At 36.9% G+C, this 25,173-nt stretch carries 18 protein-coding genes; 5 read left to right on the forward strand and 13 right to left on the reverse strand.

Features of this window, described 5'->3' with window-relative positions; genetic code table 11:
* The first annotated feature begins 34 nt into the window (after positions 1 to 34).
* A complete protein-coding gene (gene lipB, locus ACFIJR_RS07165) occupies positions 35 to 772 on the forward strand; it encodes a lipoyl(octanoyl) transferase LipB (protein WP_375626017.1) in 738 nt (245 codons plus the stop codon).
* Positions 773 to 853: 81 nt separating this feature from the next.
* Entirely contained in the window at positions 854 to 2,920 is a 2,067-nt protein-coding gene (gene parE / locus ACFIJR_RS07170) for a DNA topoisomerase IV subunit B (RefSeq protein WP_375653890.1), read from the forward strand.
* 17 nt (positions 2,921 to 2,937) lie between these two features.
* On the opposite strand, the gene recJ is transcribed toward parE, so the two are convergent.
* Positions 2,938 to 4,722 carry a single-stranded-DNA-specific exonuclease RecJ gene (gene recJ, locus ACFIJR_RS07175; protein ID WP_375626021.1) on the reverse strand — a complete coding sequence of 595 codons (1,785 nt, stop codon included), beginning with the start codon at positions 4,720 to 4,722 and terminating at the stop codon, positions 2,938 to 2,940.
* Between the two features lie 296 nt (positions 4,723 to 5,018).
* On the opposite strand from recJ, the gene rplM reads away from it, so the two are divergent.
* On the forward strand, positions 5,019 to 5,483 hold the full coding sequence (gene rplM / locus ACFIJR_RS07180; protein WP_015856544.1) for a 50S ribosomal protein L13: 465 nt from the start codon (positions 5,019 to 5,021) through the stop codon (positions 5,481 to 5,483).
* A gap of 2 nt (positions 5,484 to 5,485) precedes the next feature.
* Positions 5,486 to 5,971: a 30S ribosomal protein S9 gene (gene rpsI, locus ACFIJR_RS07185; protein WP_015856545.1), complete on the forward strand. Its 486-nt coding sequence runs from the start codon at positions 5,486 to 5,488 to the stop codon at positions 5,969 to 5,971.
* A 232-nt stretch (positions 5,972 to 6,203) separates the two neighbouring features.
* On the opposite strand, the gene ACFIJR_RS07190 is transcribed toward rpsI, so the two are convergent.
* The 6 genes from ACFIJR_RS07190 to ACFIJR_RS07215 form a co-directional block, all read right to left on the reverse strand.
* Entirely contained in the window at positions 6,204 to 6,569 is a 366-nt protein-coding gene (locus tag ACFIJR_RS07190) for a response regulator (RefSeq protein WP_375626023.1), read from the reverse strand.
* 525 nt (positions 6,570 to 7,094) lie between these two features.
* On the reverse strand, positions 7,095 to 7,454 hold the full coding sequence (locus ACFIJR_RS07195) for a hypothetical protein (protein ID WP_375626025.1): 360 nt from the start codon (positions 7,452 to 7,454) through the stop codon (positions 7,095 to 7,097).
* 707 nt (positions 7,455 to 8,161) lie between these two features.
* Positions 8,162 to 8,950 (reverse strand): ABC-2 family transporter protein, encoded by a 789-nt coding sequence (locus tag ACFIJR_RS07200; protein ID WP_375651826.1) that lies wholly within the window; start codon positions 8,948 to 8,950, stop codon positions 8,162 to 8,164.
* Entirely contained in the window at positions 8,934 to 9,719 is a 786-nt protein-coding gene (locus ACFIJR_RS07205) for an ABC-2 family transporter protein (protein WP_375653892.1), read from the reverse strand. The genes ACFIJR_RS07200 and ACFIJR_RS07205 overlap by 17 nt, the downstream gene beginning before the upstream one ends.
* A 13-nt stretch (positions 9,720 to 9,732) precedes the next feature.
* Entirely contained in the window at positions 9,733 to 10,752 is a 1,020-nt protein-coding gene (locus ACFIJR_RS07210; RefSeq protein WP_375626979.1) for an ATP-binding cassette domain-containing protein, read from the reverse strand.
* Positions 10,753 to 11,548: 796 nt separating this feature from the next.
* Entirely contained in the window at positions 11,549 to 12,532 is a 984-nt protein-coding gene (locus ACFIJR_RS07215; protein ID WP_375626030.1) for an RluA family pseudouridine synthase, read from the reverse strand.
* 237 nt (positions 12,533 to 12,769) lie between these two features.
* On the opposite strand from ACFIJR_RS07215, the gene ACFIJR_RS07220 reads away from it, so the two are divergent.
* Complete coding sequence (locus ACFIJR_RS07220; protein WP_375653893.1) at positions 12,770 to 14,551, forward strand: glucan ABC transporter ATP-binding protein/ permease; 1,782 nt, start codon at positions 12,770 to 12,772, stop codon at positions 14,549 to 14,551.
* A gap of 1,234 nt (positions 14,552 to 15,785) precedes the next feature.
* Here the strand turns inward: ACFIJR_RS07220 and alaS are convergent.
* The 6 genes from alaS to ACFIJR_RS07250 form a co-directional block, all read right to left on the reverse strand.
* Positions 15,786 to 18,452: an alanine--tRNA ligase gene (gene alaS / locus ACFIJR_RS07225; protein WP_375653895.1), complete on the reverse strand. Its 2,667-nt coding sequence runs from the start codon at positions 18,450 to 18,452 to the stop codon at positions 15,786 to 15,788.
* A 209-nt stretch (positions 18,453 to 18,661) separates the two neighbouring features.
* The gene (gene recA / locus ACFIJR_RS07230) at positions 18,662 to 19,705 is read right to left on the reverse strand and encodes a recombinase RecA (protein WP_015856564.1); all 1,044 of its coding nucleotides are present in this window, start codon (positions 19,703 to 19,705) and stop codon (positions 18,662 to 18,664) included.
* A gap of 994 nt (positions 19,706 to 20,699) precedes the next feature.
* On the reverse strand, positions 20,700 to 22,019 hold the full coding sequence (locus ACFIJR_RS07235; RefSeq protein ID WP_375626988.1) for a replication-associated recombination protein A: 1,320 nt from the start codon (positions 22,017 to 22,019) through the stop codon (positions 20,700 to 20,702).
* An 8-nt stretch (positions 22,020 to 22,027) separates the two neighbouring features.
* A complete protein-coding gene (locus ACFIJR_RS07240; protein WP_375648467.1) occupies positions 22,028 to 23,422 on the reverse strand; it encodes a DegQ family serine endoprotease in 1,395 nt (464 codons plus the stop codon).
* 268 nt (positions 23,423 to 23,690) lie between these two features.
* Positions 23,691 to 24,119, reverse strand: a complete 429-nt coding sequence (gene rplQ, locus ACFIJR_RS07245; protein WP_273791421.1) for a 50S ribosomal protein L17 — start codon at positions 24,117 to 24,119, stop codon at positions 23,691 to 23,693.
* A gap of 24 nt (positions 24,120 to 24,143) precedes the next feature.
* Positions 24,144 to 25,157, reverse strand: coding sequence for a DNA-directed RNA polymerase subunit alpha (locus ACFIJR_RS07250; protein WP_375626041.1), 1,014 nt, complete (start codon positions 25,155 to 25,157; stop codon positions 24,144 to 24,146).
* Between the last annotated feature and the right edge of the window lie 16 nt (positions 25,158 to 25,173).

Here is a 25,173-nt window from a genome sequence, read left to right on the forward strand (position 1 = left end):
AATACAAACTCAAACATCAAGATAAATATTACCAATGACATTTGAATTAAAACATACGGATCGTAATAACTTATCATATCATTTTAATGCAATTCTAGGAAATCCACCCGTTGAATGGAAGATAAGTAATCATCTAGTTGAGTATCCTGAAGCTCTGCGTTATATGCAAGAACGTGTAGAAAAAATTCTTGCAAAAACCGCGCATGAACAGGTTTGGCTTCTTGAGCACCCTTCCCTTTATACAGCAGGGACGAGTGCAAATAAAAAAGATCTTTTGGCGCCTAATTTATTCCCTGTTTATGAAGCAGGACGTGGAGGCGAATTCACATATCACGGTCCAGGGCAGCGTATTGCTTATATCATGCTTGATCTTAAACGCCGAAAACAAGACATTCGTGCTTTTATTAGTGCATTAGAAGAATGGATCATACAGATGCTTGCAAACTTTAATATTAAAGGCGAACGCAGAGAAGATCGAGTTGGTGTCTGGGTTAAACAGTCTCATTGCCCATCAAAACAAAATGATCTTTCTTCCGAAGATAAAATTGCAGCTATTGGCATTCGAGTGCGCAAATGGATAAGTTTTCATGGAGTTTCTATCAATGTTAATCCTAATTTAGCCCATTATTCAGGAATTGTTCCTTGTGGAATTAAAAACCACGGTGTAACAAGCTTTCTGGATCTAGGTTACCCTGTAACAATGCATGATATTGATATTGCTCTCAAACACGCCTTTGAACAAATTTTCGGTCCAACAATTGATGTTTCCTAAGTGCATTGATTTTTAAATAAAAAACAGGCATAAAATCGTTTTAATAAATATTTTATTTTATGAGGTAGATAGTTAAACGCTATGAGCGATAACAAAAAGGATCTTTTTAGTGTTTTAAATAAAGCCCCATCTCGGGTAAATACAAAAGAAAACACTCTGCAGTCTCCAATGAAATCAAAAGCGATGATTTCAAAAAAAAGCGCAAAAGATACGCAAGAAGATGACTATAATGCCCTCTCTATTCGAGTGCTTGAGGGTTTAGAGCCCGTACGTTTACGCCCTGGAATGTATATTGGTGGAACAGACAGTAAAGCGCTTCATCATTTATTTGCCGAAATTATTGATAACGCGATGGATGAAGCTGTTGCGGGTTATGCAGATTTTATTGAGGTCTCATTAGATAGGAACGGTTATATAACCGTTACAGATAATGGACGTGGTATTCCTGTCGAAAATCATCCTCAAATGCCTGAGAAATCTACTCTTGAAGTTATTATGACACAACTCCACTCAGGGGGAAAATTTGATGGAAAGGCTTATCAAACTGCAGGTGGACTTCATGGGGTAGGGATTTCTGTTGTCAATGCTCTTTCTGATGATATGGAAGTTGAAGTTGCACGAGAACGAAAACTTTACCGCCAACGTTTCTCACGCGGCATTCCTCAATCTGGATTGGAAGATCTGGGAGATGTTTATAATCGTCGTGGTACGCGCGTTCGTTTTCATCCTGATCGTGAAATTTTTGGTGAAAACGCAGCTTTTGATCCAGAAAAAATCTATAAGATGGCATGCTCCAAAGCTTATCTTTTTGGTGGCGTAAAAATTCGCTGGACTTGTGATCCCGTCATACTTGAAGGCGCAGAAAATATTCCTGAAAAAGCTGTTTTTCATTTCCCCAATGGGCTTAAAGACTATTTACTCTCGTCACTAAAAGATGAATATCGAGTAACATCAGAAATTTTTTCTGGCAAAACACAACAAAATAATGGCCATGGCTCCGTTGAATGGGCTATCGCGTGGCATGGTGGTGATTCTTGTGTGCAATCTTACTGCAATACGATTCCTACAGGAGAAGGTGGAACACATGAAATAGGATTACGTCAAGCTCTTTTGCGTGGATTGAAATCCTACGCTGAGTTAATAGGAAACAAGCGCGCAACAATTATTACGTCTGACGATATTATGATTTCAACAGCCGCAATACTTTCAGTCTTTATCAGTAACCCTGAATTTGTTGGACAAACAAAAGATCGATTAGCGACCATTGAAGCACAGCGTATCGTTGAGAATGCAATCCGCGATCCTTTTGATCATTGGTTAGCAAATTCCCCGCAAGAAGCAACAAAACTTCTCGATTGGGTTATTGAACGTGCTGAAGAACGTGTTAAACGACGCCAAGATAGAGAAATAAGTCGAAAAACTGCTGTCCGTAAATTACGTCTGCCCGGTAAACTTGCAGATTGTAGCCAGAACCATGCTGTAGGTGCTGAACTATTCATTGTTGAAGGGGATTCTGCAGGAGGATCTGCTAAACAAGCAAGAAATAGAGCAAACCAAGCAATTTTACCTCTTCGTGGTAAAATCTTAAATGTCGCCAGTGCTGCACATGAAAAAATGAACTCAAGCCAAACAATTAGCGATCTTATCCTTGCTCTTGGATGTGGAACACGCTCCAAGTATCGTGAAAAAGATCTCAGATATGAACGTATTATCATCATGACAGATGCTGATGTTGATGGTGCTCATATTGCGTCACTGCTCATTACCTTCTTCTTTCAAGAAATGCCTGACCTTATTCATCAGGGACATTTATATCTCGCCGTCCCTCCCCTTTATAGAATATCGCAAGGAGGAAAAGTTGCTTATGCTCGTGACGACATTCACAAGGATGAATTACTCAAAACTGAATTTACTGGAAAAGCTAAAATCGAAATCGGGCGTTTTAAAGGGCTGGGTGAAATGCGCGCGGAACAACTTAAAGAAACGACTATGCATCCTCAAAAACGTACATTGCTTCGTGTTTCTATTGATGCCGTGGAAATGCAAGAAACGAAAAAGACTGTAGAAAGTCTCATGGGAACAAAACCAGAAGCACGATTTCGTTTCATACAAGAAAATTCTACTTTTGCTTCTAATCTAGACATCTAATGTAAAAAATATCCCTTTCAAACCACTGCGGCTGCGTCAATCACACGCAGTTGCGGATTGGTCGTTCCATTCCAATAATTCAAACTAAGATGACCAGCTAAATGAATCATTTCACCAATATTTTCAAAAAGAAAATCACCAAGAGATGTCCCTACAGCACGAAAAGCTATTCCTTGCAGTTTTTTTCCTTCAACATTAGATACAATGAGGCGAAGATGTCCTTTACCAACTTCAGATAGATTCACCAATCGATGAGAGGGAAGAACAAAGACAGGTGTTGCATTCCCTGTCCCAAATGGCCCTGCTTTTTCAAGCAACTCAAACAGTGCTTCATTAACACCAGAAGCAGAAAGAGAACCATCTATACTAAGAGACTTTTTAGCATGCAACTCAGAAACCCTTAAAGAAACTTTTTCTTCTAACCATTTTCGAAAGATTTCAATTTTTGTTGATTGAATTGTAATTCCTGCGGCCATACTATGTCCCCCTCCCTTTTCTAATAAATTTAATGTAACAGCTTCACGAACGAGTGCCCCTAAATCTATACCATTAATTGAGCGTCCCGACCCTACGCCATTTCCATCTTCTTTCAAAGCAATAGCAAAAACAGGACAAAAAAAACGCTCTTTGAGACGGGAAGCAAGAATACCAATAATTCCCGGATGCCATTCTTTATGAGAAATTACAAGTGACAAGGGTATTTCTTGATCTTGATAAAGAGAAGCAATGTAAGATTCCGCTTGTGCTAATTGAATGTTCTCCATTTCTTGGCGTTCTTGATTAAGCTGATCTAATTGTTCTGCTATTCTGTCCGCTTCATCTTTATTCTCACAGCTAAGCAAACGTGCTCCCAAAGCTTGATCACCAATGCGCCCTCCTGCATTAATTCTAGGGCCTAACAAAAAACCTAAATGAAAACTATTAAGCGGCTCCCCTATTCGTGCAACCTTTGTTAAAGCTGTTATTCCTGGATTATGCATAGAACGAGCAACTTGAAGCCCTTTTATCACAAAAGCACGATTAACCCCCTGTAATGGGACGACATCACATATGGTTGCCAATGCAACAAGATCAAGCAGACTTAAAAGATCAGGCAGCTGCCCTTGGAATTGTTTTTTCCGCAGTAAATGATGAACCCAAGCTAACGTAACAAAAACAACGCCCGCTGCACATAAATGCCCCTGTTTAGAAAAATCATCAGGGCGATTAGGATTGACAAGAGCAACGGCTTCTTGATGAATCTCTGACATTTGATGATGATCTAAAATCACAACATCAGCACCAGCAAGCCTCGCTGCTTTTACCGCATCTGGACTGTTTGCGCCACAATCAACAGTGATAATTAACCGAGCACCTTCTTGCACAAGCATCCTCATTGCTTGTTCATTCGGACCATAGCCTTCAACAATACGATCAGGAATATAAATTTTGACTTCAATACCAAAATAACGAAAAAAACGCGCTATGAGTGCCGAAGAACAAGCACCATCAACATCATAATCACCAAAAACAGCAACCTGTTCTTGATTGAGAAGAGCCTTAACAATGCGCTCTGCAGCGCATTGCATATCCCTAAAACTTTCTGGATCAGGCATAAGCGTACGTAATGTTGGATTAATAAAAGCAACAGCCTCAGCTTCATCCACATCTCTTGCTGAAAGTACTCGAGCTAACTGATCTGGAAAACCAAATTTTTGAGAAATAGCACGCGCATTATTTATCCCTTTGACATCAAGGGCATCTAACCAAGCTTGACCACAAGCAGAAGATTCAACATTGAGAAAGTAACGAGACCACTGCATTATTGCTCATTTTATAATGGAGAACGATAAAATACAATCATACGTTAAAGATAAAATAGTCTTTTGCAACATTCATTTTAAGTTTAAATTGTCCACAAACTTCTTTTAATGAGGTATTATAATACCTTTATCATAACATGTTGTTTTATAAAGTTTTTATTTTCTCTTGACGTCAATCAAAAGACATTATATCAGAGTAAGGTGTATGCGTTAAATATTTCGCTATGGTAACAATTTTCAACGCAAAACAGTAAAAATTCCCTTATATTAAAAGGGTTCTAATAAAGGATACTTCTATGGCAACTTTTTCACAAAAGCCAACTGAAGTGGTGAAAAAATGGGTTATTATTGACGCAGAAAACCTTGTTTTAGGTCGTCTTGCCACATTTGTTGCTAACCGCTTACGTGGCAAACATAAAGCTACATTTACTCCACATGTTGATGATGGTGACAACGTTATTGTCATTAATGCAGATAAAATAGCTCTCACTGGCAAAAAATATACGGATAAAAAATATTATTGGCATACCGGCTATATTGGTGGAATCAAACAACGTACAGCACGTCAACTTCTTGAGGGGCGTTTTCCCGAACGCGTTATTGAAAAAGCGGTAGAGCGCATGATTCCTCGTGGTCCCCTTGGTCGCCGTCAATTGAAGAATCTACGTGTTTACGCTGGAAGCCAACATCCACATGAAGCACAACAGCCTGAATCTCTTGACGTTGGTGCTTTAAACCGCAAAAACAAAAGGATTGCTTGATTATGGCTGAAATTAATTCTCTTTCTGAGCTTAGCATAGTAACAAGTATTACAGAAACACATGAAAATGTTGTTCCTGTCCACGTGCAAAAGCTTGATTCACAAGGACGTGCTTATGCAACAGGAAAGCGTAAAGACGCTGTTGCACGCGTATGGATTAAACCAGGTTCTGGAAAAATCACGATCAATAATAAGGAATTTGACAAATATTTTGCTCGTCCTGTTCTTAGAATGATTCTTCGTCAACCAATTGTTGCAACAAACAGGGATACCCAGTTTGATATTATTGCAACCGTTGCAGGTGGTGGTCTTTCCGGACAAGCCGGTGCAGTGCGCCATGGCATTTCCAAAGCTTTAACGTATTACGAACCAGAACTTCGCTCAATCTTGAAAAAAGGTGGTTTTCTTACCCGTGATAGTCGTGTTGTTGAACGTAAAAAATACGGTAAAGCAAAAGCACGTCGTTCTTTCCAATTCTCAAAGCGTTAATTTCATTTTTTGTACAATGCATAAAGCCTCGGACAAAAACGGGGCTTTTTTTAACTGCTAAAACAGACCTTTCGTAGAGACAAATTTATATCTGTTAGAAGAAAACAAGAATGCAAAACAACAGATTCTCCTTAAACAAGAACTAAAAAAGTAGATCAAAAAATATCTGTAATATAACTTTAGTTATCTCATAAGCTTTTCAATGTCTTTTTCTATCATCACTTAACAAAATTTAGTCCAAGAAATGCTTTACCATTGTGATAAAATGAGGGACAGAAATAGGCTTTGACATATATTCTTCACATCCACTGGCACGAATTCGCTCTTCATCCCCTTTCATAGCAAAGGCTGTTACAGCAACAACGGGAATCGATCTTAGTTCTTCATCTCCTTTTAATTGTTTAATAACATCTATTCCAGAGACCTCTGGCAACTGGATATCCACAAGGATAAGAGATGGCATTGATGAACGCGCCAAATCTAATGCCATAAGACCATTACGCGTTTCAACGGTTTCATAACCACTCGCTTCTACAAGATCACGGAATAACTTCATATTAAGCTCATTATCTTCCACGATCATGACTTTTTTTGACATTCGTATAACTCCACCCTTCTCAGATAAAATAGAGAAATAGAAATGAATCCACATTCTCTTTGCTTAAGATAAAATGATAAAATGAATTGTAAACCACAAAGAGACTAGAAGCTTCCAATAAAAGCTTTTTACGCAAACATTTATAATACTCATCACTATGCTTTTTCATTTCATAAGAATGAAACCCACAAATAGTCGTAAGATTGTGATCCCCTGTATTTTTTGAGTTGATATGCAAAGTTCATGGATATCTCAATTAATACATTCGCATCATAAAAAAATATCAACCACAAACTTAGCTCAAATGTGTATTTTGAAGAGGGAAAAATTTAAGTAACCTTTAAAATAGCTGATTAGTTAAATTTAATGTGCCATATATTGCCTTACCCAAAAAAATATCTTAAGGATAAACTAATCAACATCATTAAGAGTAAAATATAACTAAACCATGATTAAATATCACGGTTTAGTTATATGAAATATTCAACAAAAGAATAATTCAAAGTTAATCAAGTACAATATCTTTTAATTCAAAGCCCATGCACTATGAGCAAAAGCATCGAATGTTCTTCCACCTGTCTCTCTGCTAGGACTCGGTGGCTTTCTAGTAAAGAAATATACAAGATATGCGATTAAACCAAAAATCGCTGCCTCCATCCCCATTAAACCCGCGACTTTTTGGACATTTTTCTCAGCCCCTTGTCCTCCAAATTGGCTAATAATCATATCAACAGCTTTAATAACTCTATTTTCCTGTGTCATTACAGAAATGAAACCAGCATTTTGAAATCTACCATTTAAAGAATCGGCATTGGCTCCTAAAACCTGTGAAAAGAAAATAGCGACTGCAACCACACATACTATACAATGCTTAAATATTTTCATCATAACCACCTATTACAATGTTTAATAAAATAAATTTTTCTTTACCCCCCTCTAAATATAAAACATTACATCATCTATCGATAACGTATATTTATCTTCTTATAATAAAAATATAATACAAAACTTTAATTAATAATTTTATTTTAATTGCTATTTTTATATTATATTATATCCGTTACATATTTATCTTAAGTTTGTCAATTGTTTTATTTGTGTTTTTATATTATACAATTTAATGCTAAAATGTATTAAATTAGAATTATTTTATTGTTTTTATTATAATTTTAGCTTTATTATCATAAATATTACTATGTTATTACATTATAAAAATATTAATGTGTTGTTTTTTAGTTACACATATTGTTTTTATTTTTTTGTATAGTACAGTAAGATAAATATTTTTAAAATTTACAAAAAACAAAAAAATACTTTATTGAAATATTCTGATAAAATTATTTTGCATTATTATAAATTGAGAAGAAATAGCTGTCCCAGTAAAAAAAATAGCGTAAACTCCAGCTTAGCTCTTTGATTGAAAAAGCTAAATCAGATACAATAAGAGATAACTTTTGGTGAACGCGCCAAATCTAATGCCATAAGGACATTACACATTTCAACGATTTCACAGCCACTCGTTTCTACAAGAACGCGGAATAATTTTAATAAAGTTCATTGTCTTCCACGATTATAACTTTCTGACTTTTATATCATCCCCCTAATCCATTAAATTTACGCATTGTTTTCTTATAACTCATGAAAGTCATGGCAATAAAAAGAAAAGCGCTCAACAGAAGATATCCAATATTCCATTCGCCTTTACCAAATAACAGTGAAACGGGCAAAGAAGCAGAAAAAGCCATAGGAAGCATAAACAAAAGCCATTTTACGATGCTTAAAGGATAAATGCCTATTGGTACAAATGACAGCTCGTAAATCATTTCATGAAAATATTCGACAGGCATCTTACGGCTAATAATAAATGTTACAAAATTAAACATCATGAAAAAACAAATATTGACGATAAAAACACAAAATATTGCAACAATAAAAGAGATCCATCTTAGCTTAAGATCGGATATATTCGGTAATGATACAAATAAATAGGCACTAACATAAAGAACAAAGAGCTTGATCAGATTAAGAGGTTTACACCAACCAAACAACATCAACAACCAAATTGAAACGGGCTTTATCAAGTATGGTTCAATTTTACCATCCGCTACTTTTTCAAAAAACGTTTCAATAGAATTAGTAAAAATATTCAAAAATATTCCAAGTAAAACAAAGACAACAAAGATAAAATGGATTTCATCTCTGCTATAGTTACCGATCTTTCCTGAAAAAGAAGATATTCTATCAATAAATATGAATTGAATAAAATAATAGCATAGAGAAAGAATAAACTCCCCAGCCAAATTCTTACCATAAACAATCTGTCGGCGGATATTCAAACTGATAAAATGAAGGATTATTTTCATCTCAACCACCCGCTCCATTATATGCTTTCATCCCTTTATTCCAAGCAATATAAATTAAGAATAAAAAACACAAAATATAAGTAAAACTTCCGAAAATAAACTGCTGAAACAACGCTAAATTTTGCGTCGCAAAAAACTCGGCAGGAGCTGAGATCACGAAACGATAAGGATTAAATTGCATAAGCGGAATAAGCCACACCGGCCAAAAAGATGGTGGTAAAAGAACACCCCCAAGAAGCGCTGAACTAAGAATACTGAAAGAGAGTAATATATTATACTCAATCACCCAAAAGCTTAATAAGGCAATTCCAAAAGAGATTAAAAAACAAAGCAATTGTGATAGAATAACAATGAGAAAAAAGAATAGAAAAGCGATGACCAATCCCAGAATGTTTTCATAGGATGAAACAAGCTTAACAACAAAAAGAGCCAATAACGGGATGCTATATAATACACTCTCCCCTAAAAAAGTAAAAAGCATTTGTGTCATATAACTGAAGGGCTTTGTAAGATATACTTCTAATTGACCTTCTTTAACATGATGAGAGAAAAACTTAATCACATTATAACCATTATTTAAGCGTCCTAGGACTAAAGCAAAAGCATAATAATACATCATATCATGAAAGCTAAAGCCATTTATGGTGTTGCCCATATCAGAGAAAAGTGCATTCCATAATAGAAGTTGAATAACAAATGGCGAAAGTGTCCCAATGATAATATCGGTAAAAAACATTGCTCTATCACTTAGAACAGTGAGTAATCCATTCTTGGCAAAAAGAAACATGCCAAAGCAGTGGTTAGATAAATTCTTTAAATTTAACACGGAGCATCTCTTCAAGCGAGGGAGTGGATACAGAGAACGTACAGTTCAATTCGGTTGTAATTTCGCGTACAAAATGCGCAAAATCCTCACGAGGCAGCGAAATCTCCAGCGAGCATTCTTCAGTGTTAAAGTGCTTATCCTTTAAAGGAGTAGATAATTTCAACGCAATCTCATCAATTTTTTCTACAACAGTTGAAGGTGCAGCCAAGTGTTCACAAAAAAGTGTCATTCTCACCAAAGAAGGAATGACATTTTTAAGCGCCTGAAGATTGCCATGAAACTGTTTCTTTCCCTTATGCAAGAGAATAATATCATCGACGTATCCATCAATATCTCCCATATCATGACTCGTGATGATATACCCAGTGCCGCGCTCCCTTTTCAGTTTTTTAAGAAGCTCCCTGATTTCATGCTTAGATGTAATATCAAGACCAATACTTGGCTCATCGAGAAACAACAGTTTAGGTCTAAAGGAGAGATTAAATGCCAATTCACTTTTCACTCTCTCACCCAGACTAAGCATCCGCACTGGCTTATCCATAATATGCTCAAGACCCAGCAACTCAGTGATCTCTTTAAGATCACGAGTAAAAGAAGCGCGTTCAAGACCATATAATGGTTGAACCATATCCAGACTGTAGCGTAAAGGTAAATCCCACCACAAACAATTCTTGTGACCAAAGACCACACCCAAAGACTTGAATAGATCTTTCTTCGCTTTATAAGGATCAACACCAAGGACTTTAATACATCCCTCATCAGCATGTTGTATACCAGAAAGTATTTTAATCAGTGTTGATTTACCCGCTCCGTTAGGGCCAAGAATTGCTAATGATTGCCCTAAAAAGAGAGTGAAACTCATATCTTTTAACACATGATGATTTGTATAAACCGGCTTGAAGAGAGAAACCACCTTGTTTTTAAAACCAATTCCTCTGTCAATGTTGCGATATATTTTTGAGACGTTATTAACGTCAATCAATAATGATCCCATCCGTCACTCCTAATTTCAACTTATCTCCCCTTTAAATGTTCCCATAATAACTATCTGTTTTTGTTCACTAGAAAAAACAAAAGTGTTCAAGCCCTCCCTAGAGCAATAAAACGCACCTGACGTTTTATCTCCAATTTTTTGTATAGATATTTTTCAATGTGATGAGTTCACTTCAATGAAGCATTAAGATACTAAAAACTTATTTCTTCTTTTATGAAAGATAATCTTTTGAATAAACTAAGTAAGTAGAAAAATAATTGCTCATTGAAAGGAGAACTTTTCTCATAAACCTTCATTGTATAAGCAAAGATACAAAGCATAAATCTATACTATAAGCCTATCAAATCACTTTGATAACAGAACAAACTTCCTTGACAACAGGAATTTTTTGAGAGGCTACTTTTCCTCAGCATTACTATAAAATGCCTCAATTATCTCCCATGAAAAAATTAAAATCGCCTTCACTATTTTAGTAAATATCTTTCAGATTTTATCTAACTCATCTCCCTCAACAGACACGCCTCCCCAATATATGACCTCTATAGATAATTCAAAGGAGCAGCTTCACCAGCTCAGATTATTAAATAACACACCATATCCAAAAATAACAATACAATCTATATGGATAAAGAGCTGTAGAAAGAAAACTTATGATATTCGAAAATTTCATCACTCAAAAACACAATTTTCTCATAGCAATTTACTTATCAAAAATTTTCTTCAAATGATGCCCTATTCATCTTATAAAATTTATAGACAAAATTTGTATCAATCAAAAAGAACAAATGAAGTTTCTTTACTCTGTTTCAGCATCACTCTCATTAAAAGACAAAAGATTAAAACTTTGGACCATATGAGGCGGTAAAGGTGCAACAATATCCAATATTCCTCCTGAAGGATGAGGAATACGAATACGACGTGCATGAAGATGAAGACGGTTTTGAATTCCTCCTGGTAATGTCCAATTACTATCAGAAAAAAAATACTTTGTATCGCCAATGATAGGATGATCCACATGGGCAGCATGCACACGAAGCTGATGTGTTCTCCCTGTATAGGGTTCCATTTCAAGCCACGAAAGAGCCCGCCCTCGCGTGTCTAAAACGCGATAGTAGGAAACCGCATGATGCGAATCTGGCTCCCCATGTTCACAAACACGCATTTTGTCACCTTGTGCAGTCATTTCCTTAACCATCCACGTTGAAATTTTGTCCTGCTTTTTTTTAGGCACGCCCCGAACCAACGCCCAATAAGTCTTTTTTGTTTCTCGCGCTCTAAAAGCAGCTGTTAAGAACTGAGCAGCTCCCCTTGATCGCGCAACAATAAGCACCCCCGACGTCTCACGATCAAGACGATGAACCAAACGCGGCTTTTCACCTTTTTTATTGCGCCATACCTCAAGCATACTATCCATATGACGTGTTAAACCAGAGCCTCCTTGTACAGCCAACCCAGCTGGTTTATTAAAAACAAATACCTTTGGATCTTCATAAAGCAGCATTTTTTTCAAAACGGTTTCATCATCCTGCCCACGAAGTGTTTTATCCGTTATTGAAAGATTTTCCTTGTCATTAATAGGGAGAGGTGGAATACGAACAGCTTGCCCCATACAAAGACGCGTATCAGCTTTAACACGTCCACCATCAACCCGTATCTGACCAGAACGCAACAATTTTTGCAAAGCTCCAAAACCAAGCCCAGGGTAATGCACTTTAAACCAGCGGTCCAAGCGCATTCCATTTTCATCTGCCTCAACTTTTTTTATTTCTACGCCTGCCATGAAAATTCCCTTACCTGATAATTTTCTCTGCCCAATATTTTTTACCTGATAATTTTATTGATCTATTTTTGCGCCTTTATAAACACAAAAATTGATATTTTAGTTGGCTTTATCACACCATATTACAGTTAGTATCCAAAATTGCCTTTTCTTAACGTCCAAATTTTATTAGCTAAAAACTAAGCGTAGTAAAAATCAACAACCTTTACGCTTAATAGCGAATGGAGATAATTAACCGTGTCCTTATTCAAAACCTATGCACGTGTTCTCACTTACCTAAATAGAGAAAAAAATGCATCCCTTTTAATCTGTACCGCTAATGTTATGTTAGCTATTATCACTATTGCAGAACCTATTTTATTCGGACGCGTTATTGATTCTATTTCAGAAAAATCAGCTATCATTCCTACTCTTACCCTTTGGGTTTGTTTTGGACTTTCACATATTATTGCTTATGTCCTTGTTGCTCGCGGTGCTGACCGCTTAGCCCATAGACGCCGCTTAACGGTTTTAACGGAATCTTTCGAACGTATCATTGCCATGCCTTTAATTTGGCATCAACAACGCGGAACTTCCAACGCACTCCATACACTTTTGCGCGCAATAGATTCCATGTCAACCATATGGCTTGATTTTATGCGCCAACACCTCTCAACGCTTGTCGCTTTATTGGTTCTCATCCCCATAGCGTTTAATATGAATTGGCGTCTTTCAATAGTCTTGGTTGTGCTTGCCATCATCTACGTATTAATTGCACGTTTAGTGATGCGAAAAACAAAAGACGGACAAGCCGCTGTAGAATGCTACCACCACAACCTTTTTAAACATGTCAGTGATTCAATCTCTAATGTTTCCATTGTACAAAGTTATAACCGAATAAAAGAAGAAACTTCTATACTGCATCAACATACAAATGCTCTGCTTAAAGCACAAAATCCTGTTCTTAATTGGTGGGCGCTTGCCAGTGGCTTAAATCGAATGGCTTCAACAATTTCAATCGTTTGTGTTCTTCTCCTTGGAGCTTTTTTTGTTGCAAAAGGTCAATTACGAGTAGGTGAAATCGTTGCTTTTGTTGGATTTGCACAACTCATGATTAGTCGTCTAGACCAAATGAGCAATTTCATTAATTGTGCAATATCCTCACAAGCAAAACTGCAAGAATTTTTTGAAATGGAAGACTCAACCTTTCATACCAACGAACCACAAAATCTTCCTTCCCTCCAAAATGTTAAAGGCGCCATCCAATTTCATCACGTGACCTATAAATTTCCAAATTCTTCTCAAGGCGTTTTTGATATTTCCTTTGAGGTTAAAGCAGGACAAACTGTTGCGATTGTAGGACCAACAGGGGCTGGGAAGACAACATTGATCAATCTGTTGCAGCGCGTATACGACCCTACCATTGGGCATATCTCCATTGATGGAATAAATATATGCTCGATCAATCGCGAATCTTTACGCAAGTCTCTAGCAACAGTATTTCAAGACTCAGGTCTTTTCAACCGCACTATTTATGACAATATTTCAATAGGAAAAGCGAGCGCAACAAATGAAGAACTTTATGAAGCAGCAAAAATAGCAGAAGCTCACGATTTTATTCTAAAAAAAGCTGATTGTTATAACACAATGGTGGGCGAACGAGGATCTCAATTATCAGGTGGAGAAAAACAGCGACTAGCAATTGCACGCGCTGTTTTAAAAAATGCCCCTATTCTCATTCTAGATGAAGCAACAAGCGCTCTTGATGTTGAAACAGAAGCACGTGTCAAAGATGCTCTGGATTCAATACGCCATAACCGCACTACTTTTATTATAGCACATCGCCTCTCAACAGTACGCAATGCTGATGTGATACTCTTTCTGGAACATGGTTACTTAATGGAAAAAGGAAACTTTCAAGAATTGATCGATAAAGGAGGACGTTTCTCTAATTTTTTAAAGGCAAGTGGTTTAACAATCAAACAACCAGAAAGAGAAGGAGAAAATGTTATCCCCTTACATGAAGCCATAGCTTCATAAAAACGATACTCTTCATAGATCTTATGCAAAAAATCCTCCTCAATATAATAAGAGTGCTTATATGATACAAGTAAAAAGATTTCTAAAAATGCCACAATCCATCTTAGGTATTTAAAACAAATATTAAAACAGTTTAGTATTTTCTCTGCTATTGTAATTTTACTAGATTGGAACAAAAATATTTTCCTATATCTGTGCATATTGACGAGTATACATTCTCATTTAGGGAAAATATAAAGATATAAAGGTAAAAACAATTTCCAGTTTTACCCTCTTCTTTCAACTCAGCTTTACGAATTTCAAAAGGAACTAAAGCAATATCTTTTTAATAATGAATATTATTGTATTGCTTTGCACTTTTGTTTATCTTGTTCTTTATAGTCCTCTCATAAAGAACAGAACGTCATTGTTTTGCACATTCATATGGCTTTTTTAAGAAACATTTCTCAATGCTCCTAAGCCCATTTTACAACGACATTCGTGAGTGATTTTGATTAATTTAACATACGTAGAATTTTAAATGATAAAATTCTACGAATATTCGTAGCTCTTATTCAAAATATAAAACGATAAATTATCATTATAACTCAATGTATTAAGGCAATTATATGATAATAAATTAGACATTAATCTAAATCTTTAAATTTATGTAACATTCATTTGATTTATATAGATAATTCATTAATTTATAACTTGAAATAAAAATTTATAAAGATAGGAGAATATTCTTTTTAAAACCTTTTAATGATAAACCGAAAAATTGTTTTCTTGTAAATAAAAAGCAAAATGAAAACAATACAATAGCTCTTTTATAAGGAAAGGGATTTTAGTTATTTGAAAACTAATAGAATAATGACAGCTTATAACTTTATAAGGATAATCGTATGCAATAAATCTTGTGTTATTCCTTTCATAAAAAGAGAGGTTTCTTCAAAACAATCTATAAGAGCAATGCCATAACTAGTCTTCCTAGTAAAAGAATACACAGCAAAGCATGAAGTGCTGCATAATCTATCTTATCTTAAAACGGTGACTTCTGAAACGCTTGGAGGCTATAATGCCAAATGAAAAAGTAATCATAAAGACAAACACTGCTTTTATCTTTACAAATGTATTTTTCCCCAATTACGCTGTATCTTGATTTCAGAAACACACCAGACAGATATTCGTGATACTTAGATGCCAACCCAATATAAAAATGTAAAAAAACACCTATGCAGAATGATTTCATTCTTTAATTTTTTTCCAGAAAATCTTTTAGTGCCGCAAATGCCTCATCAGCTTTGTTCCCATCAGGACCACCAGCCTGCGCCATATCAGGACGGCCACCTCCACCTTTACCACCAAGCATAGCTGAAAGAATACGAACGAGATCAACAGCATTCAATCTATGAGTTAAATCATTCGTAACACCGACAACAGCACTCCCTTTTCCATCCTCCGAGACACTAATAAACGCAACCACTCCAGATCCGATTTGTTTTTTCTCAGAATCGACGAGCGCCTTAAGATCCCGTGGTAAAATATTTTTAACAACGCGTCCGGTAAAAGAAAACCCATTGATGATAGTAATATCACCTTGGCTCCTTTCTGTTATTCCACCACTCAACATCATTTTCTTGCGTACATCATTCAATTCTTTTTCAAGTTTACGACGATCATCAAGCAAAATCCGCACCCGTTCTTCCACACCAGCAGAAGAAGTTTTTAAAAGATCAGCAATTTCATGAATACGTTCATCTTGGCGGCTAAGATAAAGACGTGCTTCTTTGCCTGTTAAAGCTTCAATACGCCGCACTCCAGCAGCTACAGAACTTTCAGAAACAATATGAATCAAACCGATATCACCTGTTCGCTCCACATGTGTACCTCCACAAAGCTCTATTGACCAACGCTTTTTTAATCTTCCCTGTTCAAATGGCTCCCCCATAGAAACAACGCGAACTTCATCACCATATTTTTCACCAAATAATGCCATTGCACCTTCAGAAATGGCATCATCTACAGCCATGAGGCGCGTTATCACTCTACTATTTTGCAAAATAATCTCATTTGCTAAATCTTCTATTTTTTTCAACTCTTCTGGTGAAACGGATTTTGGATGAGAAAAATCAAAACGCAACCGATCTGGCGATACAAGAGAGCCCTTTTGTGTAACATGAGATCCCAAAACTTGTCGTAAAGCTTCGTGTAACAAATGAGTAGCAGAATGATTCGCGCGAATTTTCTTACGACGAACAATATCAACCGTTAATTCGACACAATCAGATCTCGATGCCTGACCAGATTTCACCTCCCCAATATGAATAAAAAGACCATCACCCTTTCTTTGGGTATCATGCACCTCAAAAATAAAATTTTCACCAGAAATGATACCGCTATCACCAATTTGCCCACCAGATTCACCATAAAAAGGTGTCTGATTAACAACAAGCATAGCTTTCTGACCTGAAGAAATATGATCAACAATTTTACCATCACACACAAGAGCTGTAAGAATACCTTTCGCTGTCTCAGTTTCATAACCTAAAAACTCTGTGGCCCCCACTTGATCACGAACAGAAAACCAGATCTTTTCTGTTACAGCTTCCCCAGAACCAGACCAATTGGCACGCGCTTCCTCTTTTTGACGTTCCATCGCTTTATTAAAGGTATCAACATCAACAGATATTCCACGACGCCGCAAAACATCCTGCGTTAAATCAAGCGGAAAACCATAGGTATCATAAAGCTTGAAAGCAACTTCACCATTTAAATGATCTCCTTCTTTAAGATCGGTACTTGCTTCATTTAACAAACCAAGTCCTCGTTCAAGCGTTTTACGAAAACGTATTTCTTCTAACCTTAAAGTTTCTGAAATCAAAGATTGAGCACGCACCAATTCAGGATAGGCTTGTCCCATTTCGCGAATTAAAGCAGGCAAAAGTCGCCACATCAATGGCTCTTTAGCACCAAGAAGATGCGCATGACGCATAGCACGACGCATAATACGACGTAAAACATATCCTCTTCCTTCATTAGAAGGAAGCACACCATCAGCAATCAAAAATGCAGATGAACGAAGATGATCAGCAATGACACGATGGCTGGCAATAAAATCACCCTTTGCCTCAATCCCTGTAATTTCTTCTGATGCAGCAATTAATGCACGAAAAAGATCAATATCATAATTATCATGAACACCCTGCAAAACAGCAGCAATACGCTCTAATCCCATACCGGTATCAATAGAAGGATGAGGCAAGTCAACACGTTCCTCCTTGGAAATCTGCTCATATTGCATAAAAACAAGATTCCAAATCTCAATAAAGCGATCGCCATCTTCTTCCATACTTCCAGGAGGACCGCCCCAGATTTTATCACCATGATCATAAAAAATCTCCGAACAAGGCCCACAAGGGCCTGTTTCTCCCATCGACCAAAAATTATCAGCCGTCGCAATACGGACAATTTTTTCATCTGGAAGACCTGAAATTTTACGCCACAGTTCAGCAGCAACATCATCACTCTGGTAAACTGTCACCAACAATTTATCTTTTGGCAGGCAAAATTCCTTTGTTAAAAGATTCCATGATAAAAAAATGGCTTCTTCTTTGAAATAATCACCGAAAGAAAAATTACCCAGCATTTCAAAAAATGTATGATGGCGCGCCGTATAACCAACATTATCAAGATCATTATGCTTTCCACCCGCACGAACACATTTTTGTGCCGTTGTTGCCTGCTTATAAGGAGGTTGTTCAAGTCCAGTAAAAACATTTTTAAACTGCACCATCCCTGCATTTGTAAACATAAGTGTAGGATCATTTCGCGGAACAAGCGGACTAGAAGAAAGAACTTTATGCCCATTACGATGAAAATAATCCAAAAATATTGACCGAATATTATTAACACTATTCATACTGACACCTGCTTAATACAGCACAAAACCATAAAAGAAAAATCCCCCCTCATTAAATATCCTCTTCGCCACGCATGGAGTCAATTTAATCAAAGAATGGAATATTTGTTTTAAAAAATTGAGAAAAAAATGACTGTATATTTAAAAACTCAAACAAAAAAACAGAAAAATCTTAAAGGAAAAAAATTATAGACGAAAAAAACGCTCCATCAAATGGTTTCATCACTTTCTATATTTTCTGACCCTGCATTTTCTAACAATTCAATCGCAATCAAACCAGCATTTTGACGCAAAGCTGATTCAATCTCTGTAGCTATTTCCGCATGTTCACGTAAAAACTGCTTTGCATTTTCACGCCCCTGTCCTAAACGCTGAGAATTATAAGAAAACCAAGCACCAGATTTTTCCACAATACCAACCTTGACACCCAAATCAATCAATTCACCTACTTTGGAAATACCTTCACCATAAATAATATCAAACTCAACTTGTTTGAATGGGGGTGCCAGTTTATTCTTCACCACTTTAACACGCGTCTGATTACCAACGATTGCATCCCTATCTTTAATGGATCCAATGCGACGAATATCTAAACGAACAGAAGCATAAAACTTTAAAGCGTTTCCACCCGTTGTCGTTTCGGGAGAACCAAACATTACACCAATTTTCATGCGAATTTGATTAATAAAGACAACCATACAGTTAGAGCGAAAAATTGCTGCTGTTAATTTTCGCAAAGCTTTACTCATTAACCGAGCTTGCAATCCGGGCAAAGCATCACCCATTTCACCGTCAATTTCTGCTCGCGGTGTTAAAGCCGCGACAGAATCCACAACAAGCACATCAACTGCACCAGAACGAACCAACGTTTCTGTAATTTCCAATGCCTGTTCACCAGTATCTGGCTGAGAAATGAACAAATTTTCTAAATCAACACCAAGCTTACGCGCATAAATAGGATCAAGTGCATGCTCTGCATCAATAAAAGCACAAATCCCACCCCCTTTCTGTGCCTCAGCAATAGCATGTAGAGCCAATGTTGTTTTCCCAGAACTTTCTGGTCCATAAATCTCAACAATACGCCCCTTCGGTAATCCACCAATCCCCAAAGCAATATCTAAGGATAACGACCCTGTTGGAACTGTTTCAATTTCAACAACCTGCTCTTTTTGCCCAAGACGCATAATCGAGCCTTTACCAAAAGAACGTTCAATTTGTGAGAGAGCAGCATCGAGAGCTTTTGTTTTATCCACGATTATATCCTTGACCGATTCATAATAACCTAAAACTTAAGTGTACACTGTACTTTTAATTTAACTAAAGGCTTGAGTTTAGATTTTCACAGACTATTTCCATTCCTATCCCCACATTATGCCCATAACATTCATGACCATCACAATAAAGAATTGGCATTGCTTATCTTATCACACAAAATAAACTCCAATAAAATAATATCCCCATGAGAGCGTAGTTAGCATATTTATATCCCTCTAGAAAAGGAACAATTTAAATTTAAACACAATGTTCTACTGCCCTTCTGCTTATCCCTTTGATTAAGTACTTAAGAGACTAAGAATTCTCCTGCTATTGATCACACAAAAACGCATTATCAATCAACCTCATCCCCTATCGCATCAAAGAACAAAACGCCATTGTGTTGCATATTCATGCACTTGATTTAAGAAACATCTCTCAACACCCCCAAACCTCACTTCGTGACAACACCCATGAATGCGGTATACTGTAAAGCCCTTTGGGAGCCACCATCTTTACACTAAAGAATGAGAAAGTCGGCACCATCACACTATTTATCATCTCCCAATGTTGCGACAACTCTCGGCACTTAAGACGCTTCATAAGAAGAATTTTTAGTTCTTTCTTGTACAGTTTTTATCACACGCTAATCCTGCTTATAACACACAAGCGAATGATTTGATTGCTTCAACAAATACCAGGCTTGGAATGAGTAAAATTCACGGTATTTAGGACTTTCATTCAACTTACAAAACAGTGAGTTATCGTTATAAATCAATTATATTATTTAATAAAAACCACAAAAATAAAGCAGCTTAAAAGTTGAATAACACATTTAAATTTGATAAAAGAATATGCACTTTTGAAGATATCAAAAAAATCTCTACGAGCAATGCAATAAATATTTAAAATATAAGCTAAATTGCTCATACAATAACATAAGAGATAAAAAATAAATCCAAGATCAATAAAACATGTGTTTCTACTCAAATTTTATTTTTGATCTTTACGTTTTTTGCGCAATTGTTTCCACCACTCAAGACGTTTTACAATTTCACGCTCAAAACCACGCTCAACTGGCTTATAATAACTCTGACGCCCAAGTTTTTCGGGAAAATATTCTTGTCCTGAAAAAGCGTCTGGTTCATCATGGTCATAACAATAACCATTTCCAAACCCTTCCTCCTTCATAAATTTCGTAGGAGCATTAAGAATATGCTTAGGAGGTGATAAAGAGCCATTTTTGCGCGCACAACGCAGTGCTGCTTTATACGCGAGATATGTTGCATTTGACTTTGGCGCAGTTGCAACATAAAGACATGCTTGCGCCAAAGCCAATTCTCCTTCTGGTGATCCTAAATAATCATAGGCATCTTTTGCTGCATTACAAATGACAAGAGCTTGAGGATCCGCCAAACCAACATCTTCAACAGCCATACGAACCAATCTTCGCCCAATATAGAGAGGATCTTCACCAGCATCCAACATACGTGCCAAATAATAAAGCGCAGCATCAGGATCAGATCCACGAACGGATTTATGCAACGCTGAAATGAGATTATAATGCCCATCTCGTCCTTTATCATAAATGGGCACACGACGCTGAATAACTTTTTGCAAAGCAACAACATCAAGAATCTCTCCCAATGGTGCAATAGACCAAACTTCCTCTGCCAATGTTAACGCTACCCGCGCATCACCATCAGACATCTCTATCAAAACGTCTCTGGCATCATTATCCAAGGGAAGAGTTTTTCCCTCCACTTCTTCAGCACGCCTCAAAAGCATGTCCAAACTTTCATGATCATGTGAAAGAAATGTTACAACACGTGCACGCGAAAGAAGAGCAGCATTAAGTTCAAAAGAAGGATTTTCGGTTGTTGCACCTATAAGTACCACAGTACCGTCTTCCATCACAGAAAGAAAACTATCCTGCTGTGCACGATTAAACCGATGAATTTCATCAACAAAGAGAACTGTTTTATCTCCAGATATAAAACGCCTCTGCGCAACTTCAAAAATCTTTTTAAGTTCAGAAACTCCTGTAAAAATAGCAGAAATCTGTTCAAATGCGAAGTTCGTTTCAAGTGCTAACAAACGTGCAACGGTTGTTTTTCCCGTCCCTGGAGGCCCCCAAAAAATCATCGATCCAATTGAGCCAGTTGCCACCATACGTGAAAGCAAACCATCCTCTCCAATCAAATGCTTTTGTCCCACAACATCATTGAGAGAACAAGGGCGCATTCTTTCTGCAAGTGGCTGATTTTTATTAACTTGAAAATCAAACGACGAAGTAAAAAAATCTTTCTTCAAAAAAAACCTCAACGAATAAATTGGCGAATATACATACCATCACGTTCATATTCCAATTGCCAAGTACGCGAACGAGCTTGCATAAGAACCTTTTTCAACTGATGAACTGTTTGAATTTTATGACCATTTACAACACGTAGAATATCTCCTGACTGAAAAATTCCAGCTGCATTGCTCATGTCATCAAGGTTGGTAATCACAACCCCTTTTGCAGATATAGGAAGATGAAAACGTCGACTATTTTGCGGTGTTAAATCTAACACTTCAGCACCAGCAAGAGGACTGTCACCCGTGATTTTTTCAGATTTTAAAAATGCAGTTTCTGATATCGATGAAACTGTTATTTGTGTTTTTAAAGTTTTTCCATTTCGTAAATATTCCAAAGCAAGACTATGCTCAACGTCAGCTGTCATCAAACGATACCCAAGACTATCTGGAGTATCAACGCGTACCCCTTGCACACTCAAAATAACATCACCTACTTTCAATCCAGCTTTTTCAGCAGGACTATCTTTGATAACTTCAATAATCAGAGCACCATAGGGACGTTCTAAACCTAAACCACCAGCAATATCAGGTGTAACATTTTGAAAAGAAGCCCCTATATAAGGCGGCACAAAATATTTTCCACCGCGTTTAACAGTATCAAGCATCACTTTTACAAGATTAACTGGAATAGCAAAACCAATCCCTACAGAACCACCAGAACGCGAATAAATAGCCGTATTAATTCCGATTAATTGACCTTTCATATCAATTAAAGCGCCACCAGAATTCCCTGGATTAATGGCAGCGTCTGTTTGAATAAAAAAGTCAAAATCAGAAATCCCAACACGTGTACGCGCTTGCGCTGAAACAATACCACTTGTAACTGTTTGACCAACACCAAAAGGATTACCAATAGCAAGAACAAGATCACCAACTTCAACAGCATCAGAATTTCCCAAAGAAAGAACAGGGAATTGAGCATCTTTTTCCTCAACTTCAAGAATTGCAATATCAGTTGCTTCATCTTTGAGCACGATCTTACTCTCAAACTCCCGCCCATCAGAAAAAGCCACTTTAATTTCGCTTGCATCTTTAATGACGTGGTAATTTGTAACAATCAAACCACGTGCATCAACAATCACCCCTGATCCTAATGACGATTGCTTACGAACAGGAAAGTTATTTTGAAAACGACCAAAAAATTGCTCAAAAAATGGATCGCCTTCAAAAGGTGATCGTGCTCTAATTTGTCGAGCTGCATAAATATTTACAACAGATGGAACTGTCTTTTTAACTAAAGGAGCAAATGAAAGAGTGATTTCTGTTTGTGTTTGAGGCACATGAGCATATACATGATCAAATGATATCTGCATCATAATTGCAAAAAAAATCCGCACCCAAAAAGAATATCTCATAATCCACTCCTTATAAAACCAGTACATTCTGTTGAAGATTAATAGAATTAAAAAACTCATCCCCGCAAATTAAGGATCTCTATTAATATTTCATAATAGAGAATAAAAACAACCTATTTGAACAATAAATATTATAAAAATAAGATAATTCAATGTCCTATAATTTTCTCTCTGCACCTATTTCTCAATTAAAACAAACTTAAAAATGCTCACAAAAAAACCGCCTAAGACAAGGCGGCCTTAAAAAATCTAACAGAATTAAAAAACTCTACGAAGATGTCCCCTTTTCATTCTCAGAAGCCTCCATGCGAGCACGATCCCCAGCACCCTTCGCTTCAACATCACGATCAACAAATTCTATAACAGCCATAGGCGCATTATCACCGGTACGAAACCCCGCTTTCATAATACGTAAATATCCACCGTTGCGTGATGCATAACGTGGCGCAAGCGTATCAAATAATTTTGCAACCTTTCCTGCATCACGAAGTGCTGCAATTGCTTGCCGACGCGCATGCAAACCACCACGCTTACCAAGAGTAACGAGTTTTTCAACAATAGGACGAATTTCTTTAGCCTTTGGAAGCGTTGTCACAATCTGCTCATGCTCGATCAACGAAGTTGCCATATTTGCAAACATCGCTTTACGGTGACTGGCAGTACGATTCAACTTGCGTCCTGACTTACTGTGGCGCATAAGCCCTCTCCTTAAATTCTAATTTTAATATTGATCTTCATAACGTTTTGCAAGATCATCAATGTTTTCAGGCGGCCACGCAGGAATTTCCATCCCAAGATGTAATCCCATACATGCCAAAACTTCTTTAATCTCATTCAACGATTTGCGACCAAAATTCGGTGTACGAAGCATTTCAGATTCTGTTTTTTGAATAAGATCACCAATATAGACAATATTATCATTCTTAAGACAATTTGCCGAACGAACTGAAAGTTCTAATTCATCCACTTTTTTGAGAAGAGCAGGATTAAAAGAAAGCTCAGAATCAGCCTCTTCAACAGGCTCCTTCTGTGGCTCTTCAAAATTAATAAATAGCGATAATTGATCCTGAAGAATGCGTGCTGCAAAAGCAACAGCATCCTCTCCATTAACCGCACCATTCGTTTCAATCGTTAAGGTCAATTTATCATAATCCAAAACTTGACCTTCACGCGTATTTTCCACTTTATAAGACACTTTACGAATTGGTGAATAAAGACTATCAATTGGAATAAGCCCTATACGTGCATCATCAACACAATTACGATCAGATGGAACATACCCCTTCCCTGTGTTGACAATGAACTCCATACGAATTTCAGCATCTTCATCAAGAGTACAAATAACATGATCTGGATTTAGAATTTGCATATCCCCAACGGTACTGATATCTCCCGCTTTCACGACACCAGGCCCCTCTTTATAAACAACGACACGTTTAGGACCTTCTTCTTCCATACGAAGCGCAATTTCCTTTATATTCAGAATAATATCTGTAACATCCTCACGCACACCTGGAATCGATGAAAATTCATGTAAGACACCGTCAATCTGCACAGCAGTAATAGCAGCACCACGAAGCGAAGATAACAACACGCGACGAAGTGCATTTCCTAACGTTAAGCCAAAACCCCGCTCAAGAGGTTCAGCGATCACACTTATAACATTTGGATTATCATGCGCACATGATTCAACCTTATTGGGTTTAATAAGTTCTTGCCAGTTTTTCTGGATCATATTTTTATTCCCGTTC

This window comes from Bartonella sp. OD88NMGDW, assembly GCF_042193775.1.
Taxonomy (GTDB): Bacteria; Pseudomonadota; Alphaproteobacteria; order Rhizobiales; family Rhizobiaceae; genus Bartonella; species Bartonella grahamii.

Bases quoted from the DNA above. Each gene is read 5' to 3' on its own strand.
- ACFIJR_RS07240 (WP_375648467.1), bottom strand. From the start codon at position 23,422: ATGAGATATTCTTTTTGGGTGCGGATTTTTTTTGCAATTATGATGCAG.
- alaS (WP_375653895.1), bottom strand. From the start codon at position 18,452: ATGAATAGTGTTAATAATATTCGGTCAATATTTTTGGATTATTTTCAT.
- ACFIJR_RS07210 (WP_375626979.1), bottom strand. From the start codon at position 10,752: ATGGGATCATTATTGATTGACGTTAATAACGTCTCAAAAATATATCGC.
- ACFIJR_RS07200 (WP_375651826.1), bottom strand. From the start codon at position 8,950: ATGGAGCGGGTGGTTGAGATGAAAATAATCCTTCATTTTATCAGTTTG.
- ACFIJR_RS07215 (WP_375626030.1), bottom strand. From the start codon at position 12,532: ATGGCAGGCGTAGAAATAAAAAAAGTTGAGGCAGATGAAAATGGAATG.
- ACFIJR_RS07190 (WP_375626023.1), bottom strand. From the start codon at position 6,569: ATGTCAAAAAAAGTCATGATCGTGGAAGATAATGAGCTTAATATGAAG.
- ACFIJR_RS07205 (WP_375653892.1), bottom strand. From the start codon at position 9,719: ATGTTTCTTTTTGCCAAGAATGGATTACTCACTGTTCTAAGTGATAGA.
- ACFIJR_RS07195 (WP_375626025.1), bottom strand. From the start codon at position 7,454: ATGAAAATATTTAAGCATTGTATAGTATGTGTGGTTGCAGTCGCTATT.
- lipB (WP_375626017.1), top strand. From the start codon at position 35: ATGACATTTGAATTAAAACATACGGATCGTAATAACTTATCATATCAT.
- rplM (WP_015856544.1), top strand. From the start codon at position 5,019: ATGGCAACTTTTTCACAAAAGCCAACTGAAGTGGTGAAAAAATGGGTT.
- rplQ (WP_273791421.1), bottom strand. From the start codon at position 24,119: ATGCGCCACAGTAAGTCAGGACGCAAGTTGAATCGTACTGCCAGTCAC.
- rpsI (WP_015856545.1), top strand. From the start codon at position 5,486: ATGGCTGAAATTAATTCTCTTTCTGAGCTTAGCATAGTAACAAGTATT.
- recJ (WP_375626021.1), bottom strand. From the start codon at position 4,722: ATGCAGTGGTCTCGTTACTTTCTCAATGTTGAATCTTCTGCTTGTGGT.
- parE (WP_375653890.1), top strand. From the start codon at position 854: ATGAGCGATAACAAAAAGGATCTTTTTAGTGTTTTAAATAAAGCCCCA.
- ACFIJR_RS07250 (WP_375626041.1), bottom strand. From the start codon at position 25,157: ATGATCCAGAAAAACTGGCAAGAACTTATTAAACCCAATAAGGTTGAA.